Origin of the sequence: Pseudoprimorskyibacter insulae, assembly GCF_900302505.1 — a bacterium.
Classification (GTDB): Bacteria; Pseudomonadota; Alphaproteobacteria; order Rhodobacterales; family Rhodobacteraceae; genus Pseudoprimorskyibacter; species Pseudoprimorskyibacter insulae.
Genome location: NZ_OMOJ01000003.1, coordinates 188,916 through 206,082, shown reverse-complemented (window position 1 = coordinate 206,082; position 17,167 = coordinate 188,916). Strand labels below are relative to the sequence as shown.

At 61.4% G+C, this 17,167-nt stretch carries 15 protein-coding genes and 1 riboswitch; of the genes, 3 read left to right on the top strand and 12 right to left on the bottom strand.

Annotated elements, in window-relative coordinates; translation table 11 throughout:
- Positions 1–30: 30 nt before the first annotated feature.
- Positions 31–160: riboswitch (FMN riboswitch) on the bottom strand.
- Between the two features lie 210 nt (positions 161–370).
- Both PRI8871_RS10145 and PRI8871_RS10140 read left to right on the top strand, forming a co-directional pair.
- Complete coding sequence (locus PRI8871_RS10145) at positions 371–1,144, top strand: HAD-IIB family hydrolase (protein ID WP_108886109.1); 774 nt, start codon at positions 371–373, stop codon at positions 1,142–1,144.
- A 13-nt stretch (positions 1,145–1,157) separates the two neighbouring features.
- Positions 1,158–2,405, top strand: a complete 1,248-nt coding sequence (locus PRI8871_RS10140) for a glycosyltransferase family protein (RefSeq protein ID WP_108886108.1) — start codon at positions 1,158–1,160, stop codon at positions 2,403–2,405.
- 43 nt (positions 2,406–2,448) lie between these two features.
- Here PRI8871_RS10140 and PRI8871_RS10135 read toward each other — a convergent pair whose 3' ends face one another.
- Positions 2,449–4,197: a sugar phosphorylase gene (locus PRI8871_RS10135; RefSeq protein ID WP_108886107.1), complete on the bottom strand. Its 1,749-nt coding sequence runs from the start codon at positions 4,195–4,197 to the stop codon at positions 2,449–2,451.
- A gap of 449 nt (positions 4,198–4,646) precedes the next feature.
- On the opposite strand from PRI8871_RS10135, the gene PRI8871_RS10130 reads away from it, so the two are divergent.
- Positions 4,647–6,869, top strand: coding sequence for an NADP-dependent isocitrate dehydrogenase (locus PRI8871_RS10130; protein WP_108886106.1), 2,223 nt, complete (start codon positions 4,647–4,649; stop codon positions 6,867–6,869).
- A 53-nt stretch (positions 6,870–6,922) separates the two neighbouring features.
- Here PRI8871_RS10130 and PRI8871_RS10125 read toward each other — a convergent pair whose 3' ends face one another.
- The 11 genes from PRI8871_RS10125 to PRI8871_RS10075 form a co-directional block, all read right to left on the bottom strand.
- Positions 6,923–7,519: a class I SAM-dependent methyltransferase gene (locus PRI8871_RS10125; protein WP_108886105.1), complete on the bottom strand. Its 597-nt coding sequence runs from the start codon at positions 7,517–7,519 to the stop codon at positions 6,923–6,925.
- 190 nt (positions 7,520–7,709) lie between these two features.
- Positions 7,710–8,546 carry a phosphogluconate dehydrogenase C-terminal domain-containing protein gene (locus tag PRI8871_RS10120; RefSeq protein WP_108886104.1) on the bottom strand — a complete coding sequence of 279 codons (837 nt, stop codon included), beginning with the start codon at positions 8,544–8,546 and terminating at the stop codon, positions 7,710–7,712.
- On the bottom strand, positions 8,543–9,907 hold the full coding sequence (locus PRI8871_RS10115; protein WP_108886103.1) for a four-carbon acid sugar kinase family protein: 1,365 nt from the start codon (positions 9,905–9,907) through the stop codon (positions 8,543–8,545). The genes PRI8871_RS10120 and PRI8871_RS10115 overlap by 4 nt, the downstream gene beginning before the upstream one ends.
- Positions 9,904–11,148, bottom strand: coding sequence for a ribulose-bisphosphate carboxylase large subunit family protein (locus PRI8871_RS10110; protein ID WP_108886102.1), 1,245 nt, complete (start codon positions 11,146–11,148; stop codon positions 9,904–9,906). The genes PRI8871_RS10115 and PRI8871_RS10110 overlap by 4 nt, the downstream gene beginning before the upstream one ends.
- A 69-nt stretch (positions 11,149–11,217) precedes the next feature.
- A complete protein-coding gene (gene nanR / locus PRI8871_RS10105) occupies positions 11,218–11,919 on the bottom strand; it encodes a transcriptional regulator NanR (RefSeq protein ID WP_108886101.1) in 702 nt (233 codons plus the stop codon).
- Positions 11,920–11,978: 59 nt separating this feature from the next.
- Positions 11,979–13,280, bottom strand: a complete 1,302-nt coding sequence (locus PRI8871_RS10100; protein WP_108886100.1) for a TRAP transporter large permease — start codon at positions 13,278–13,280, stop codon at positions 11,979–11,981.
- Complete coding sequence (locus tag PRI8871_RS10095) at positions 13,277–13,777, bottom strand: TRAP transporter small permease (RefSeq protein ID WP_108886099.1); 501 nt, start codon at positions 13,775–13,777, stop codon at positions 13,277–13,279. The genes PRI8871_RS10100 and PRI8871_RS10095 overlap by 4 nt, the downstream gene beginning before the upstream one ends.
- Positions 13,778–13,853: 76 nt before the next feature.
- Positions 13,854–14,978, bottom strand: a complete 1,125-nt coding sequence (gene dctP, locus PRI8871_RS10090; protein WP_108886098.1) for a TRAP transporter substrate-binding protein DctP — start codon at positions 14,976–14,978, stop codon at positions 13,854–13,856.
- A 28-nt stretch (positions 14,979–15,006) separates the two neighbouring features.
- Positions 15,007–15,882 carry an amidohydrolase family protein gene (locus tag PRI8871_RS10085; protein WP_108886097.1) on the bottom strand — a complete coding sequence of 292 codons (876 nt, stop codon included), beginning with the start codon at positions 15,880–15,882 and terminating at the stop codon, positions 15,007–15,009.
- Positions 15,879–16,349 carry a MarR family winged helix-turn-helix transcriptional regulator gene (locus PRI8871_RS10080; protein WP_108886096.1) on the bottom strand — a complete coding sequence of 157 codons (471 nt, stop codon included), beginning with the start codon at positions 16,347–16,349 and terminating at the stop codon, positions 15,879–15,881. The genes PRI8871_RS10085 and PRI8871_RS10080 overlap by 4 nt, the downstream gene beginning before the upstream one ends.
- A complete protein-coding gene (locus PRI8871_RS10075; protein ID WP_245897822.1) occupies positions 16,346–17,125 on the bottom strand; it encodes a crotonase/enoyl-CoA hydratase family protein in 780 nt (259 codons plus the stop codon). The genes PRI8871_RS10080 and PRI8871_RS10075 overlap by 4 nt, the downstream gene beginning before the upstream one ends.
- Between the last annotated feature and the right edge of the window lie 42 nt (positions 17,126–17,167).

The window sequence follows — 17,167 nt, the reverse complement described above, 5'->3', positions numbered from 1 at the left end:
TCAGCACACCGCCCCCTTACGGGAACGCATGCGCATTCTCTTTCATCCGGACTTTAACCGTCGGCTCCGGAATTCCACCGGGATCTGCTGACCCTGCGTATGCAGGCGCTCGCGGGCTATAACCGCCGGTGGGGAATTTCACCCCGCCCTGAGAATACCCTTCAGCTAGCCATTGGGGGCCGCCCCGTCAAGCCGGTGGTGCATGGACCTTTGTGCAAGGCCGATCACAGTTGTGCGAAGCTCTTGCACAATTTTTAGGCGCTTGCCTGTCATTTGTCCAAACTTGGCGCGATCTTACAGGGCCAACCGTTTCAAACCGCCAATGCGCCCTATACTCAGAAATAGGCAGAAACGGCTTGCAGGGGGCAATATGCGTTTGGTGGTGTTTTCAGATCTGGACGGCACGCTTCTGGATCACGACACCTATTCATTCAACGCGGCAATTATGGCGTTGAATGCTCTGAAATTAAAAGACATTCCCTTAGTCTTGGCCTCTAGCAAAACCGCAGACGAAATCCGCGTTCTGCATGGTCAGATGGGGCTGGGCGCGGCGCCGATGATTGTCGAGAACGGTGCAGGTGTCGTGTGGCCGGGGCAAGAGGCAAGCGCAGGCACTGACGATTACTCCCGTTTGCGCGATGCGCTGGCCGCGCTTCCCGCCGATCTACGCGCCGGGTTTCGCGGCTTTGGCGATATGACCGATCAGGGCGTGGCGGATGTGACCGGGCTTGCGCCAGAGGCGGCGGCCATGGCGCGGAAGCGGCAGCATTCCGAACCGGGCCTTTGGGCGCTTGGCCCCGCGAAAGAACAGATATTCATTGCCGTACTGGCGGACCAAGGCATCACCGCGCGGCGGGGCGGGCGGTTTCTGACCCTGTCCTTTGGCCGCACCAAGGCCGACGCCATGGCCGAGGTTGCGCAGGCGCTAAAGGCCGATGTGACCATGGCTTTGGGCGATGCACCTAATGATACCGAAATGCTGCTGGCCGCTGACTACGGCGTCATTATCCGCAACGACCACGGCACGCCCATGCCGCCCCTTGCGGGCGAAGACAGCGGCACCGTCACCCGAACGCACCTGACCGGACCCGCCGGATGGAACCAAGCGGTGCTGCACAGACTTGATAATTTGACCCGATCATAACGACTAGGACGACATGGCAGACTTTCACCAAAACGGTAACATCGCTCAGTTCCACAACCTGCGCACGCGCTCGCTTGAGGAAATGGAGTACGAGCTTGAGGCCTTTGCTCAGACCCGCAAGATCAGCCTGATCCTGCCGTCGCTATATTCCGAGCTGGAAAGCCCCGCGCTTGGGCACATCATCGATGAGCTGTCCAAGGTGCGCTATCTGCACCGGATCATCATCGGGCTGGACCGGGCCACAGAAGACCAATACCGCATGGCACGGGATTTCTTTTCGCGCCTGCCGCAGGAACATGTGGTGTTGTGGAACGACTCGCCGCGTATGAAGGCCTTGGGTGACAAACTGGAAAGCCATGGATTGGCCCCGAAAGAACCCGGCAAAGGCAAGAATGTCTGGTCTTGCATCGGCTATCTGATCGGCTGCGCCGACAGTTCCGTGATGGCGATTCACGATTGCGACATTGTCACCTATGAACGGGGCATGCTGGCGCGGCTGGTCTATCCGGTGGCCAATCCAAACTTTAGCTATCAGTTGTCCAAGGGGTTCTATCCGCGTGTCGGCGGCGGCAAGTTGAATGGCCGGGTGACGCGGCTATTGGTCAGCCCGCTGCTGATTGCGCTGAAGAAGGTGATCGGGGATCACGACTATATCGATTATCTACGGTCGTTCCGCTATCCGCTGTCGGGTGAATTTGCCCTGCGCACCGGCATGTTGCCTGATCTGCGCATCCCGTCAGATTGGGGGCTGGAAATTGGCGTGCTGTCCGAGGCGTGGCGCAATCTGGGCCGTCAGGGCGTATGTCAGGTCGAAATTTCGGACGCTTACGACCATAAGCACCAAACCGTCAGCCCCGAGGATGCCAATGCCGGGCTCAACCGGATGTCCACCGACATCTGTAAGGCAATCTTCCGCAAACTGGCCGCCGAAGGCACCGTCTTTACCCCGAATGTCTTCCGCACATTGAAGGCCACCTATTACCGCCGCGCGCTGGATCTGGTCGAGGTCTACGCCAATGATGCGGCGATGAACGGGCTGATTGTCGATCGCCACGCCGAGGAACGCACGATTGAACTTTTTGCCGAAAACATCATGCGGGCCGGGCAGATCTTTCTTGAGAACCCGCATGAAACGCCGTTCATTCCAAACTGGAACCGCGTTCATGCCGCCGATCCGCAGCTGATTTCCGCGATGAAAACCGCCGCCGCCGAAGATCAGGCCGAGTTCGCACCTTTGGCCTTTCGCGCGCCCGCGGCCTGACGTGCGAAGGTTGCGGGGCCATAGATCGCCCCGCAACCGTTTCTTAGTGCAGATTGGTGATCCAGCGGCACTGATAGGGGCCGACTTCGATCGTTTCGCCATGCGGGTCGATCTTTTCGCCCGACAACAGATCCACCCAGCTTTCATCCTCGATCAGGTTCAGTGCCGAACAGGGCACGGTCACGGTGTCATTGCTGACATTGTGCAGCGCAAAGATGGATTGCGTGCGGTCCAGTGACTGACGCCAGACGCCGAAAATACGTTCATCCATCGACAGGGTGAACTGCGTGGCATTGGGATGGAACGCAGGCTGACGCGACCGCAGGCGCAGCCGTTCCGTCATGGCACCCAAAACGCGGGCCTGATTGGAATCCGGGTCGGCCAGTTTCGCCCGCAGCGTCGGGTAATCCCAGCGGTGACGGTTGATGGCCCGGTTCATCTGACGCCGCTCGACCCCCTCCAGATCGTTGGGGGTGGCCAGCATGGAATGGATGTAGAAGGCCGGGATGCCCTCTAGCGACATGACAATGGTCTGCGAGCAGACAAAGCGCGCGATCTGGTGATCGTCTTCGCCTTCAAACGTCCGCGCCATGGCCGAGAAATAGGCGCTGTTCAGCTCATAGACCGATTGGCGGCCATCGGGCAGGGTACGCATGGACACGACGCCGCCGCTTTGCTTGACGGTGTCGATCATGCGGTCAATCTCGGGCTGGGGCAGCAGACCTTCGGCGGGGCGCATCCCGATGCCGTCATGGCTGGCGGTGAAGTTCAGATAGGCGCAGCCCATCGGCGCGGGCGGCATGGCGCGGGACCAGCCGCTCAGATACCGGGCCGAGCCGGACAGCAGCGCATAAAGCACCAAGGGCGGCAGCGGGAAGTTGTAGATCGAATGCGCCTCATTGCATTGGCCGAAATAGCTTAGGTTTTCGGCCTTGGGCACGTTGGTTTCGGTCAACAGAACCACCGGTTCGGCGGCAAAGTCGCACAGCAGGCGCAGCAGTTTGATCACCCGGTGTGTCTGGGGCAGGTGGATCGACGGGGTGCCGACCTCTTTCCACAGGAAGGCCACCGCATCCAAGCGCACGATCCGAACGCCCTTATCGACATGCAGGCGGATGATGCGGATGATCTCTAGCAGCACCTCGGGGTTGGCAAAATTCAGGTCGATCTGGTCATGACTGAAGGTGCACCAGACGTGTTTCTTGCCGTTGACGGTATCCACCTCTTGCAGCAGCGGCGTGGTGCGCGGGCGGACGACCATCGACAGATCGTCTTCGGGCGAGGCTTCGAAGAAGAACTTGTCAAAAGGCTCTTTGCCCTGCCGATAGGCGTTGAACCAAGTCCCCTGACTGGACACGTGGTTCAGCACCAGATCCGACATCAGATAGAAACGTTCCCCGATCCGCGTCACATCCGGCCAGTCGCCAAGGCTCGGGTTCACCTTGCGAAAATCGGTGACGGCAAATCCATCGTCCGACGTGAAGGGAAAGAACGGCAAGATATGCACGCCATTCACCGCGCCCGACATATGGTTGAGCAAAAAGTCCCGCAGCAAATCCAGCGGCTTGTGAATGCCATCTAGAATTGAGTCGCCGTAGGTGATCAGAACCGCGTCGCCTTGGGTCCAAAGCGTGTTGCCGGGGCGGCGCGGGCGGCGGCGGGGCTGGTTGTCTTCTTCCGGCCAGAAGGCGGCAATCACCTGTTCGGCCAGCGCGGCATTGTCATTGCCTTTATAGACACCGTCCAGAAGGTCGCGGATGCGGGATTTCAACTGTGGGGGTGATTTTTGCATTTTGTCCGCTCGTCTTTTAATCTGTCAGGAGGCCCGCAAAGGCCGCGAATTTGTTTAATTTTTTCGCCTAAATGCCCGAAATGCAACGCCTCTTGGGAACGAAACAGGGTTTCGTTTTGTTTGTCTGGGATTGCGGACAGGCATCTGCCGTATTCTTTGGCACTTGGCGCGACTCACCCCGTGTTTGCGGCGGCGCAGCGACTGTTTGCGCATGACAATTATTCGCGCGATTGCTGCAAACAAAGGCGAATGGTCGCGCCCCGGCGAAAACCGGCCTTTGCGGAGATTGAAGGTCTTTCGAAATTCAAACGCTTCTGACATAAGCAGCCGCGAAACCGTGGTCGTGCGCCTGCCCGAGTCTTGTCCGGGCGCGCGGTCGAACCAAACCTGCGGCCTGCCGCGCGACCGATGTGTTTTACAGCCTGAGCCATGCGAAAAGGTAGAAAATCATGAGCGATACATCGAAGCCAGATCTATTGTATACCAAGGTAGACGAAGCGCCCGAGCTGGCCTCGGCCTCGTTCCTGCCCATCATCCGGTCCTTTGCCTCCGCCGCTGGCGTGACCGTCGGCATCAAGGACATTTCGCTGGCGGGCCGCATTCTGGCGACCTTCCCCGAAAAGCTGACCGATGCGCAGAAAATCTCGGACGATCTGGCCGAACTGGGCGAGCTGGTGAAAACCCCCGAAGCCAACGTCATCAAGCTGCCGAACATTTCGGCATCGGTGCCGCAGCTGAGCGCCGCCGTCAAAGAACTGCAGGCGCAGGGCTATGACATCCCGAACTACCCCGAAGACCCGCAGACCGACGAAGAAAAGGCGATCCGCGCCCGTTTCGACGCGATCAAGGGCTCGGCCGTGAACCCGGTTCTGCGCGAAGGCAACAGCGACCGCCGCGCCGCACGTGCCGTGAAGAACTTCGCCCAGAAGAACCCGCACCGCATGGGCAAATGGGCCTCGGACAGCAAGACGCACGTGTCGTCGATGTCCGGCAATGACTTCTACGCCAACGAAGTGTCGGCCACGCTGAACGCCGCGCAAGCAGGCGCCGCCAAGATCGAATTCGTCGGCAAAGACGGCGCTGTTTCGGTTCTCAAAGACGGCTGGAAGCTGATCGAAGGCGAAGTCGTTGACGCGACCTTCATGTCGGCTAAGGCGCTGTCGTCTTTCCTGGCCGAAGAGATCGAGAACACCAAGAAAGACGGCATTCTGTTCTCGCTGCACATGAAAGCCACGATGATGAAGGTCTCGGACCCGATCATCTTTGGCCACGCCGTTAAGGCATGGCTGGCCCCGATCTTTGACAAGTACGGCGATCAACTGGCCGCTGCCGGTGTGAACCCGAACTCGGGCATGGGTGCCGTTCTGGCCCGCATCAACGAGCTGGACAACGCCGCCGAGATCAACGCCGATATCGCCGCCCTGACCGCCGAGCGTCCGGCCATGTATATGGTGAACTCGGACAAAGGCATCACCAACCTGCACGTGCCGTCGGATGTGATCATCGACGCATCCATGCCCGCTCTGATCCGCGCAGGCGGCAAGGGCTGGGGCCCGGATGGCAACGAGGGCGACACCAACTGCGTCATCCCCGACAACTGCTATGCGCCGGTCTATGACGAGTCGGTCAACTTCTTCAAAGCCAATGGCGCTCTGAACCCGGCCACTGCTGGCACCGTTCAGAACATCGGTCTGATGGCCCAGAAGGCCGAAGAATACGGCTCGCACCCGACCACGTTTGAGGCCCCCGCAGATGGCATCATCCGCGTGGTTCTGGCCAACGGCGAAACCCTGCACAGCCATGAGGTTGAGGCAGGCGACATCTGGCGCGCTTGCACCGTGAAGAAGGCCCCGATCGAGAACTGGATCCAGCTGTCGATCGACCGTCAGCGCCTGACCGGCTATCGCTCGATCTTCTGGCTGGACGCAAACCGCGCCCACGATGCACAGCTGATCGCCTATGTGAAACCCGCTCTGGAAGCGGCTGGTGTTGCGGACAAATTCGAGATCATGGCGCCCCGTGAAGCCACCCGCGCTTCGCTGGAAACCATCACCGCAGGTGAGAACTCGATCGCCATCACCGGCAACGTTCTGCGCGACTACCTGACCGACCTGTTCCCGATCCTGGAACTGGGCACCTCGGCCAAGATGCTGTCGATTGTTGGCCTGATGAACGGCGGCGGCATGTTCGAAACCGGTGCTGGCGGCTCGGCCCCCAAGCACGTCGAACAGTTGGTCGATGAGAACCACCTTCGTTGGGACTCGATGGGTGAATTCTGCGCTCTGGGCGAGTCGCTGAACTTCCTCGCCGATGCCAAGGGCAATGCCAAAGCGGGCGTCCTGGGCCGCGCGGCCGAAGCCGCAACGCAAGGCATCCTTGACGACAACCGCAGCCCGGGCCGCAAAGTGGGTGAGCCGGATAACCGCGCCAGCCACTACTGGTTCGCCCGTTACTGGGCCGAGGCTCTGGCCGCGCAGGGTGACGACGCCGATCTGGCCGCGCATTTTGCCCCTATCGCCAAGGCTCTGGCCGAAGGCGAAGCCGCCATTCTGGCCGAACTGGCCGCTGGCGCAGGCAACAAGGTGGACATCGGTGGTTACTTCCACACCGATCCGGCCAAGACCGCAGCCGTGATGCGCCCGAGCGCCACGCTGAACGCGATCATCGGCTGAACCACTTGATCTGACTTAGAAAAGGCCCCTGCGAAAGCCGGGGCCTTTTTGTTTTAGGCCCTCGGCTTTTGATATGTACCGGCGATCCATGGCCCTGTCGTGCCGCCAAAACCCCCTCCGATATATTCGATGATATCGAGCGCGCGCCAATCCCCGGCCTGCGCATAAGCGGCTTCAAACGCCGGGCGATCAAGGTAATTGTAGTACCGAGCTTGTGCGTCGCGCCCTTCGACGCCGCCGGATTTGTAGCTTGCAAAAAACAGACCTCCGGGGCGCAAGGCACGATACACGAGGGTCAGGACATCGGGCAGATCGGGGCGCGGCACATGCAGCAGCGAGGCATTGGCGAAGACCGCGTCGTAGGCCCGCACTGCGTCTAGTTGATCAAACCGCATGACGCGCACGGGGCGGGCAAGGCGCGTTTCGGCCTGTGCGGCGACTTCTTGTGTGCCGTCGGTCGCATCAACGTCAAACCCGGCGGTAAGCATCGCCTCGGCATCGCGGCCACCACCGCAACCGAGCTCCAGAATACGGGCCCCGGCGGGCAGGCGGGCCAGAAATCCAAGAAGATGGCGACTGGTGCCATTGGCTCCGCTCGCGACATAGGTTTGTGCGGTTGAGGCGTAAAAGGCGTGGGTTTGCTTGTCCATTTGGGTTTTGTTGAGATCCGGTCGCTGTAGTGATTGCAGGATGTGGCGCAGTTATGTGACAGCGCTGTAACAGGCGGAGATATGAAAAGGCCCGAGGCCTTGCGGCCCCGAGCCTTTCGGGGGGCGCTGCCCCCCTGGACCCCCCGGGATATTTTCGGTCAGAAAATGACAGGGGGCGGGTGCACCTAGATCAGGCGCAGATGTCTTTGACCGACTGTTTCACGGCGTCGAGGTTGAACACGTCGTCGAGCCAGGTTTCTTTGAAGATCACCGATTTGGCCTTGTCGATGGCCAGAAGCGCGCCGTCCGAGAATTTGCCTTCGGGGAAGATGCCAAATGCGATGGCCAGTTCGATTTTCAGGTGGCCGAGCACGAAATCATGGGCCGCGGCCTCGGGGATGCCCATCGAGACGGCGCGGTCGGTTGCTTCGCGCAGGGCAAGGCAGAAGGTGGCGGCGACGGTTTCCGACAGGGCGGGTTCCAGCACGGCAATGTTTTCCAGCGTGCATTTATGCGAGCGCGCGACCGGGGCGTAGATGGCTTTGGCCACGTCCTCGCAGATCGCGTAATCTTCCTCGGGGCCTTGGAACAGGGCGCAGACGATGCCTTGGGGGGCGTCGATGCCGCCGAAATAGTCGCGCTGCACGGCCTCATTTGGGGTTGGGTCGAAGATATGCGGGTGGCAGGGATGGGTGCAGAAATAGCTGACATCCTCGCGCACGGGCATTTCGCCCGCATAGGGGGCTGCGGCGTCGAGCACGATGATCCGCGCGCCGGGTTTGACCTGATCGATGAAGCTATGGGCGATCTTGCCGATCAGGCGGTCGGGCACGGCCATGACGATGACGTCAGCGCCCGCCAGAGCGACGGCTTGATCGACGGCGTCTACGCCAACCTCGGCCATAAGGCGCGCCCGGCCTTCTTCCGAAATCTCGACGTGGTCCACATCGTAATTGGTTTTGGCAAGGTTCTTGGACAGGCGCACGCCCATCTTTCCACCGGCACCCAGCAGGGCAATCTTGGTCATTGTTTTCCTCCTGCGGCGCCACCGCCGCGTTTGATCCATCCGAAATAGTCGTCGCTGCCCATCTGCCCGCCTTTCAGCGCGATTTGCAGACCGTCAAAACGGGCATCGTTTGAGTAGCCCGTGAGCAGGCCCGCGCCGGGGGTGGTGGGGGCCAGAGCGGTAAAGGCGTAAAGGCCCAGTTGCCGCGTGACCGCGCCCGAGGTGTCGCCACCCGACACGATGGCGCGGGTGAGGCCGGTTTCCGTCAGCACGCGTTTCAGGATGCGCCCGAGCGCGGCGCCGATCTGGGTGTTGGCTTGTTCGCCAGTCATGCCGCTGGCCTTGATGGCGGCGCGCACCTGCGCGACGGCCGGGTCATCGGGGCCCCGCGCGGTGACGATCAGCGCGTCTTGGGCTGCGTCTAGGGCGGCGCGGGCGGTTTTGGTGGTGGCGGCCTCGGCGGTGACATCGCCGCCTAGCATTGCGGCGACATCAAGCGGGATAACGGCAAAGCCGTTGCCCTCGGCCCAAGCGATCTGGCGCGCGGTGATGGGCGAGACAGAACCAGAAACGGCAACGATCCGATCCACTGCGCCTGCGCCTTGGCTCAGGGTTTGCGTGGGGATCAGGCCTTGGGCCTGCCAATGGGCGATCAGCGCGTATTCGATGCCTTGCGAACCCGCGACGAGGGGGGCAGTAGCGCGTCCTTCCCAAATCAGGCGGCCGTTCTTGCGCATATGCGCCTCGGTCATGGCGTCTAATGTGACGATGCCGCCGTTCTGGGCGCGCTCTTGCAGGGTGGCTTCGGGGGCGCTGTCCAGCGCCTCGACATCCAGATTGGTGCAGGGCAGCAGGGTTTGCAGCGACAGATGCCGCGCGACGTCGGCTTCCTCCATCGGGGTTACGGGGTGGCGGGCCATCACCGGATGGCGATCCAGCCGGAACACCCCGCCGGGGGCCGAGGCGAAGAGATGCCCGAAGGCCTGATAACGGCGCATCACGGGGGCGGCGACAAGGAAGGGCACATAGGCGCTTGGCACCACCGACAGGGCCACATCAATCGCCCGCCCGATCGAGCCGACATGCGGAGCGCTGTCGAGGGTTGAGCAGGTCTTGTAATGCACCAGCGGCGCGGTCTGCGTGGTCAGGTAGTGGAAGGCTTGCGGCAGGTGCGCCTCCATCCAGCCGGGGCCGTGGGCGCGGGCGGTGGTGGCAATGCCCAGCCCGCGTACATCCGCGAAGCGCGCACGCTGGTCCGGCGTTGGCACATCGGTGAACAGCACGGCAGGCAGGCCAGAGAAGGCCATCGCCTCCATCGTGGCGGCAGAGCCGGTAAAATCGTCGCCGACCCAGCCGATCAAAAGGCCGCCGGGCAGGCTCATGCGTAGGTCTCCAACGCGGCGGCAAGGGCGGGGTGCGTTTCGCCATAGGTTTGGGCGGGGATGCCCGCGATTGCGGCGTCCCATGCGTCGCGCAGCGATTGCACGCCTGCGGCGGGGCCATGCGGATGTGCCATGATCCCGCCGCCTGCCGCATAGATGCAATCGGCATGGCCAAGGCGGGCGTAGGTTTCAGGCGGCTGAACCGCTGATTGGCCCGACGAAAACACAGGCATGGCGATGCAGGGTTTGCCCTCGAACATCGGCTGGCCCAGCGAACGGGCCGAGGTGATCACGCTGTCGTCCGCTTCCGAGAACTTGTTGCGCAGCCCGTTGACGTGCATGTGGTCCGCCCCGGCCAAGCGCCAGATCTTGGACCATGCGGTGAAGTCCCAGCCAAGGGCGGGGTGGCGCGACAGATATCCCCAGCCGTTTCGGTGGGCGTGGATCGGCAGGTCGGTGTGGCGGGCCAGCGCCAGCATTCCGGCCAGGCCCACGGAATTGAGGCTGGCCATGACGCAGGTGCCGCCCAGATCGCGCACCAGATCGTGGCGGCGGCGCATGTCATCGACTTCGCCCGAGAGGTTGAAGGCGTACATCACCTTTTTGCCGGTCTTGTCGGCATGGGCTTTCAGTACGTCCATCACGGCGCGCACGCGGGTGTCGAACGGGCAGTTCGGGCCGTCGGCTTGCAGTTCGTCATCCTTGATGAAGTCGATGCCCGCCGCAGCCAAGGTGCCCGCCAGCGCGGCGGTGTCCTCGGCGCTCAGCCCGACCGAGGGTTTGACGATGGTGCCGATCAACGGACCAGTGGCGACACCCGACAACTTGCGTGTGCCGTCTATGCCGAACTTGGGGCCGGGGTAATGGCTGAACGCGTCTGGCAGGCGGATATCCAGGAGGCGAAGGCCGGAAAACTGCTGCAATTCAAACAGGTTGCCCGCAACGGTGGCCGTCAGGTTGATCAGGTCCGGGCCGGTGGTTTCAAGCGGCCATGATAGCGTGACCTTGGCGCGGCGGATCCCATCGGGGCCAGCGCCCCGCGCGCCGGGCAGAGAGGGCGCATCGGCATTGGGCAGTTGCACCAGCCCTTCCACCCGCGCGGATGACCGTTCGCGCAATTCTTCCGTCTCGCCGGGAAGGCGCACGAAGGTGCCAGAGGATTGCTCGCCCGCCATCGCCTCGGCGGCGGCGCTGGGGTCAACAGGGGTTTCGATCAGGTAATCGGCTTCGATGCGGGTCATGGCTCCTCCTGGTCAACTCATTATACCAGTTGAGGCGCGTAGAAAAGGCCCATTGCTGCAGGGCGGTGTTTACCCGTGGCTTTGGTGGTAAAGCGCGTTGGCGCGGGTCAGGTGGTCGGCCATGGCGCGGGCGGCGGTTTCTGCATCCTGCGCGGCGATGGCGGCCAAAATCGCGCGGTGTTCCTTGAGCGTCAGCGCCTCTAGTCCCGGACTGCGCACCAGATCCTTGTGAAAGGACCGCAGCCAGGAAAAAGTCGCTGCGCTAAGGGTTTCAAAGATCGGATTGCCGGAAATCGCCGCGATGGTGCGGTGAAACTCTCCGTCCAGATCAAGGAACCGTTCGGGGGTATCGCGGGCCTCGGTCTGTCGGTCGAGGATTTGTTCCAAGGTTGCCAAATCGCCATCGGTTCGGCGCATCGCGGCAAGACGGGCCATTTCCGCCTCAAGCGTGACGCGGGCCTCTTTCAGATGATCCATGGTCGATGCGCCATGGGTCAGGACGTGGTGCATCGAGGTGGCCATCTGCCCGATCAGCCCATCCAGCGAGGGTTCGGCCACACGCGGGCGGCCCCCGTGGCGAATATCGATCAGGCCCATGCGTTGCAGATTCTGCATCGCTTCGCGAATGGCGGGGCGGCCGATTTCATATTCGGCCATCAATTCGCGTTCCGACGGCAGCACATCGCCCGGCGCCATGCCGCTGCGGATCCGCTCTAGCAGGCGGTCCTGAACTTCGTCAGACAGTTTTCGGGGGCGAATTGGCTCAGTCATGAGCGCAAGATAGGGCGGCGGGCGGTCCGGCTCAAGCCAGCATCCGCCCGCCGGAACCGTCACATCAGCGACGGCAGGAAAAGCACGAGGCCGGGGAAGGCCACGGTGATCAGCACAACCACCAGATCGGCGGCAAGGAAGGGGATGACCCCTTTGAAGATCTGAACCACGGTCGCATATTGGCTGGCCACGTTTCGAATGACGAACACGTTCAGGCCAACGGGCGGCGTGATCATCCCGATCTCCAGCAGTTTGACGACCAGAACACCGAACCAGACCAGATCGATGCCTTCGGCCCTGAAGATCGGCAGCAGCACGGGCAGGGTGACCAGCATCGCGCCGAACGGTTCCATGAACATGCCAAGGATCAGGTAGATCACCACGACGATCAGCATCAGATGCGCATAGCTGAGGTCCGCGCCGCTAACCGCCGAAGACACCGCGTTTGATAGGCCCGTCAGGCCCAGAAAACGGGTGAACATCGACGCGCCCACACCCACGATCAACAGCGATGACGTGGTCATCAACGTCTCAATCATGGATTGGCGGAACAGCGCCCGCGTCAAACGCCGCGTCGCCAGCGAGATCACGATCGATCCGATGGCCCCAACGGCCCCGGCCTCGGTCGCGGTGAAAACGCCCGAGAACAATCCGCCAAAGACCACAACCATCAACAGCAGCACCGGCCAGATGTTCAGAATGGCTTTCTTGGTGTCGATGTCATCGGCGTCCAGCGGCTTGGGCGGCGCGATATCGGGGCGCAGCCAGCAGGTCAGCAGAACCACGATGGCATAGCTGAGTGCGGTCAGAAGGCCGATGGTGATGCCGCCGACAAACACCTTGGTGACCGATGTTTCGGCAAAGACGCCATAGACAATCATCAGGATCGACGGCGGGATCAGAGCCCCAATGGTGCCGCCCGCCGCGATGGACCCAGCCGCGAAGGAGGGTGCGTAGCCAGACCTTACCATTTCAGGAATGGCGATCCGGCCCATGGCGGCGGCGGTGGCCAGCGACGACCCGCAAACCGCGGCAAAGCCCGAACAGGCAAAGATCGACGAGATTGCAAGCGCGCCGGGGATGCGGCGCAGCACGGCCTTGGCCGCATCAAAAAGCCCCCCCGTCAGCCCGGTGTGAAAGGCGACAAAGCCCATCAGCAGGAACATCGGCACAGCGGACAGCGTCCAGTTGGCCACAAAGGATTGCGGCGTGTTGGACAGAATGCCGATGGCCGGGGTGATGCCCAGCAGCCAAGTGATGCCGCCGAAGGGCACGGCAATCAGCGCCAGCGCAACAGGCACGCGCAGGGCCAGAAGGATGAACAGGACTATAACGCCTGCGATGCCGGTCTCGACGCTCATGCGATGGCTCCGTCAGATGTGGCTTCGTCAACGGCCCGCAGCAGCACAACCAGCACCGCCAGACCAAAGCCGAAGGGCAGCATGAAATGCGCAGGCCACGTCGGCACGGGGACATTCATCGCCATGACAAAGGTGCCGGTGGTCATGTTCTTGATCGCCACGCTCCAGCTGACCCAAGTCAGCGCACCATAGATCACGCCCGAGATCAGCGAAACGGCGATATTGGACAGGCGGCGCATGCGCGGGCCCATGAAGCTGTCCATGATTTCAACCTGAACCATGCCGCCGTTCTTTTCGACCCACGCCAGTGGAATAAAGGCCAGACCGACCATGTAATATTCGGTGACGATCTCATAGGTGGCGGGGATAGGTGCATTGGAAAGGTTGCGGCTTAGGACATCCAGCCCGACATGAACCATCAAGGCGATGACAGCCAGCCCGCCGATCAACACCAGAACGGACATCAGCCCATCCCTGATTTGGTGCAAGCGTTGCATGCGCGGCTCCTTTGAAGCCTGTGTTTTTATAGAAAAAGCCGGGCGCAAGGGAACACCCGGCCGGTCGTTATGAAGATCAGCCGCCGTAGGTGGCCAGATCCACTTTCGACCAGACTTCGTCATAGACGCGTTCGGCCATTTTCACCGGATCGCTGTTTTCAGCTTCGGCAATCGCTTCCCATTTCTTGACCAGCTCAAGGAAGTGGGCGATCTGCTCAGGCGCATCGGCGATGCCGAATTGCTCTTGGCTGAAGGTGCCAGCGGTGGCGATATCGGCTTGGATGAAGTCCCGCGCGGCTTTCACCAGCGCTTCGTCGGCCTGGATGAACTCAATCCCGGCTTTCTGAGCGGCGCCTTCGGCAATCGAGGGGATCTCAGCCGCCCAGCGGTTGGTGAAATCGGCGTTGGCCCGGTTGGCGGCACGCATCATCGCCGCGCGGTCTTCGCCCGACAGGCTTGCCCAGGTCACGCCCGAGGTGGTGAAGTTCGAGGTCGAGATATACATGCCCAGCGGCAGATAGGTGACATACTTGACCACTTCGACCAGACGGAAGGCCAGTGCATCGCCGATCGAGGCCATGGTGCCGTCAATCGTGCCTTGGCTGATGGCTTCGAACTGATCGAACACCGACATTTGCGCCGGAACCGCGCCGAAATGCTCGGCGAAACGGGCCCACGGGGCACCGCCCGACCGCAGACGCAGACCTTTCAGGTCTTCGGCGGTGCGAACGGGTTTGGTCGACATGATCTCATAGGCATCCGACGCGCCCGAGCCGAGATAGACAAAACCCAGCTTTTTCATCTCGTCCTGACAGGGGGCACAGTTGACGATGAATTCGGTCATCGCGGCACCCATAGCCTGCGCGTTGGTGCCCGTCAGCGAAAGCTGGCCGGTGACCGACATCATCGGCAGATCGGCCGGGAAATAAAGCGGCAGCAGGTTGCCAACTTCGGTCACCTGGCTTTGGATCGCGTCCTTCATCTGGCCAAGGTTCACAACTTCCGGGCCAAGCATGATGGTGCCAAGACGGCCATCCGATTCCTCGGGCAGGTACTTGGCGAAGTTGGTGTAAAGCGTGCCGTTGGCCGGGTGGGCCGGCGGTGCCGCAGGCGCGATACGGATATCGCGGGCTTCGGCAGCCATGCTGAAGGTCATGGCAACAACAGCGGCCAGACCTGCGACTTTAAAGAGCTTAGACATTGTTTTCCTCCCTAGAAACACGCCCTGCTCAGAGGTTCAGTAGCCTCTTTGCATTTTCCTTCAGAATGAGAGGGCGCACCTCATCCCGAAACTCTGAATTCTCGAAATCGGCCAGCCAGCGGTCGGGTGTGATCGCGGGCCAGTCACTGCCGAACAGCATCTTGTGCTTGAGCAGGCTGTTGGCATAGCGGACCAGAATTGGCGGGAAATACTTCGGGCTCCAGCCGCTTAGGTCGATGTAGACATTGGGTTTGTGCTGCGCGACCGAAAGCGCCTCTTCCTGCCAAGGGAAGGACGGGTGCGCGAGGATGATCGGCATGTCGGGGAAATCCACCGCGACATCATCCAGATACATCGGGTTCGAATACTTCAGCCGCATCCCCATGCCGCCGCGCATCCCCGAACCAACGCCGGTTTGCCCGGTGTGAAACAGCGCAAGCGCGCCTTCTTCGGCGATGGCCTCATAGATGGCATAGGCGCTGCGGTCGTTGGGGTAGAAGCCCTGAAATGTCGGGTGAAACTTGAAGCCCCGCACCCCGTAATCGCGCACAAGGCGGCGGGCCTCGCGGGCACCCATCTTGCCCTTTGCGGGATCAATCGAGGCAAACGGGATCAGGATATCGCTGTTTTCGGCGGCAATCTCGGCCACCTCTTCGTTCGAATAGCGGCGAAAGCCGGTTTCGCGTTCGGCATCGACCGGAAAGATCACCGCGCCGATCTTGCGTTCGCGGTAATAGGCGGCGGTATCCTGAACCGAGGGCAGCATTCCATCCGCACCGGCGGGGTTCTTGAAATACTTGGCCATGCCAGCCTGAAATTCGTGATAGCCATCGTCGCGATGACCGCAGCAGGGTTCCTCGGCGTGGGTGTGGATATCAATGGCGATCAGGTCGTCGATATTCATGTCTCGTCCTTGAAACCGGATAGTTTCTGCAAAAGCCCGATCAGCGTGGCCATGTCTTCTTCGGGCAGCATGGCGTTTTCTTGCAGATAGTAGCTAAAGAATTCGGCCTTGCGGGTGTTCACGAATTGATAGCCCGTTTCCGTAAGCCCAAGGATCACAGAGCGGCGGTCGTCTTCGGGGATGATGCGTTCCACATAGCCCGAAGCCTCCATCCGCTGGATCAGCTTGGTCATATGCGCGGGCTTGATCCTCAGCTTGCGGGCCAATGCGCCCTGACGGATGCCTAGGTTCCGTGAAATCACCCACATGACCGAGAATTCGCCGGGCTTCAGCTCATATTTGGCCAGTTCGCGGTAGAACCCTTCGAACACCTGCAACTGCGCCATGCGAAGCAGGAAGCCAAGCGAGCCTGACAGCTCTCCGATGACGATATCGTCTTCGGTTGGTGTGGGGGTCACTGCGTTCATTTTGCCCCCGTCGGCGCGGCCACCTTCGCGGCACGCTTTTCAAGGAAGGCGCGCAGGCGATCTTCGGCTTCGGGCGAGGTGGCGGTGAAGCTGGCGATAAAGCTTTCGACGAACAACCCGTCCTCCTTGGCCATGTCGGAAATGCGCGGCAGAGCGTGGATGATGGCGTAATTGGTGATCTCGGCGTTGGTGGCCGCGCGGGCGGCCATTTCGGTGGCGCGTTCTACGGCGGTGCCAGCGGGCACGACATATTGCACGGCATTCCAACGCTCGGCGGTTTCGGCGTCAATCGACCGGCCCGTCAGCATCATGTCGGTCATGCGGGCCACGCCGATCAGGCGCGCACAGCGGACCGAGCCGCCGCCGCCCACAAAGATCCCGCGCTGGCCTTCGGGTAGGGCCATAAAGGTTGTTTCATCGGCCACGCGTACCTGACACGAGGCCGCCAGCTCGAACCCGCCGCCCACAACCGCGCCATGCAGCGCCGCAAACCACGGCAGCTTGCCATGCTGGATACGGGCGAACACCTCGTGCCAGCGGCGTGATCCGTGGACACCCTCGAACGGGGTTTTTTGAACGTGCTCGGCCAGATCAAGACCTGCGCAGAAATGGGGGCCGTGGCCATGGATTACGGCCGCTTTGGCACCGGCTTCGGCCATAGAGATCACGTCGTTCAGCTCTTCGACGAACCGGTCGGAAATGGCGTTGCGCTTCTCGGGGCGGTTCAGCCCAACGATGGCAACGTCACCTTGAATGTCGAAGGTCAAAAACTCCATTTCGGGAAAACTCCGGTCTTGCTTGCGTCTTGAATCACTATT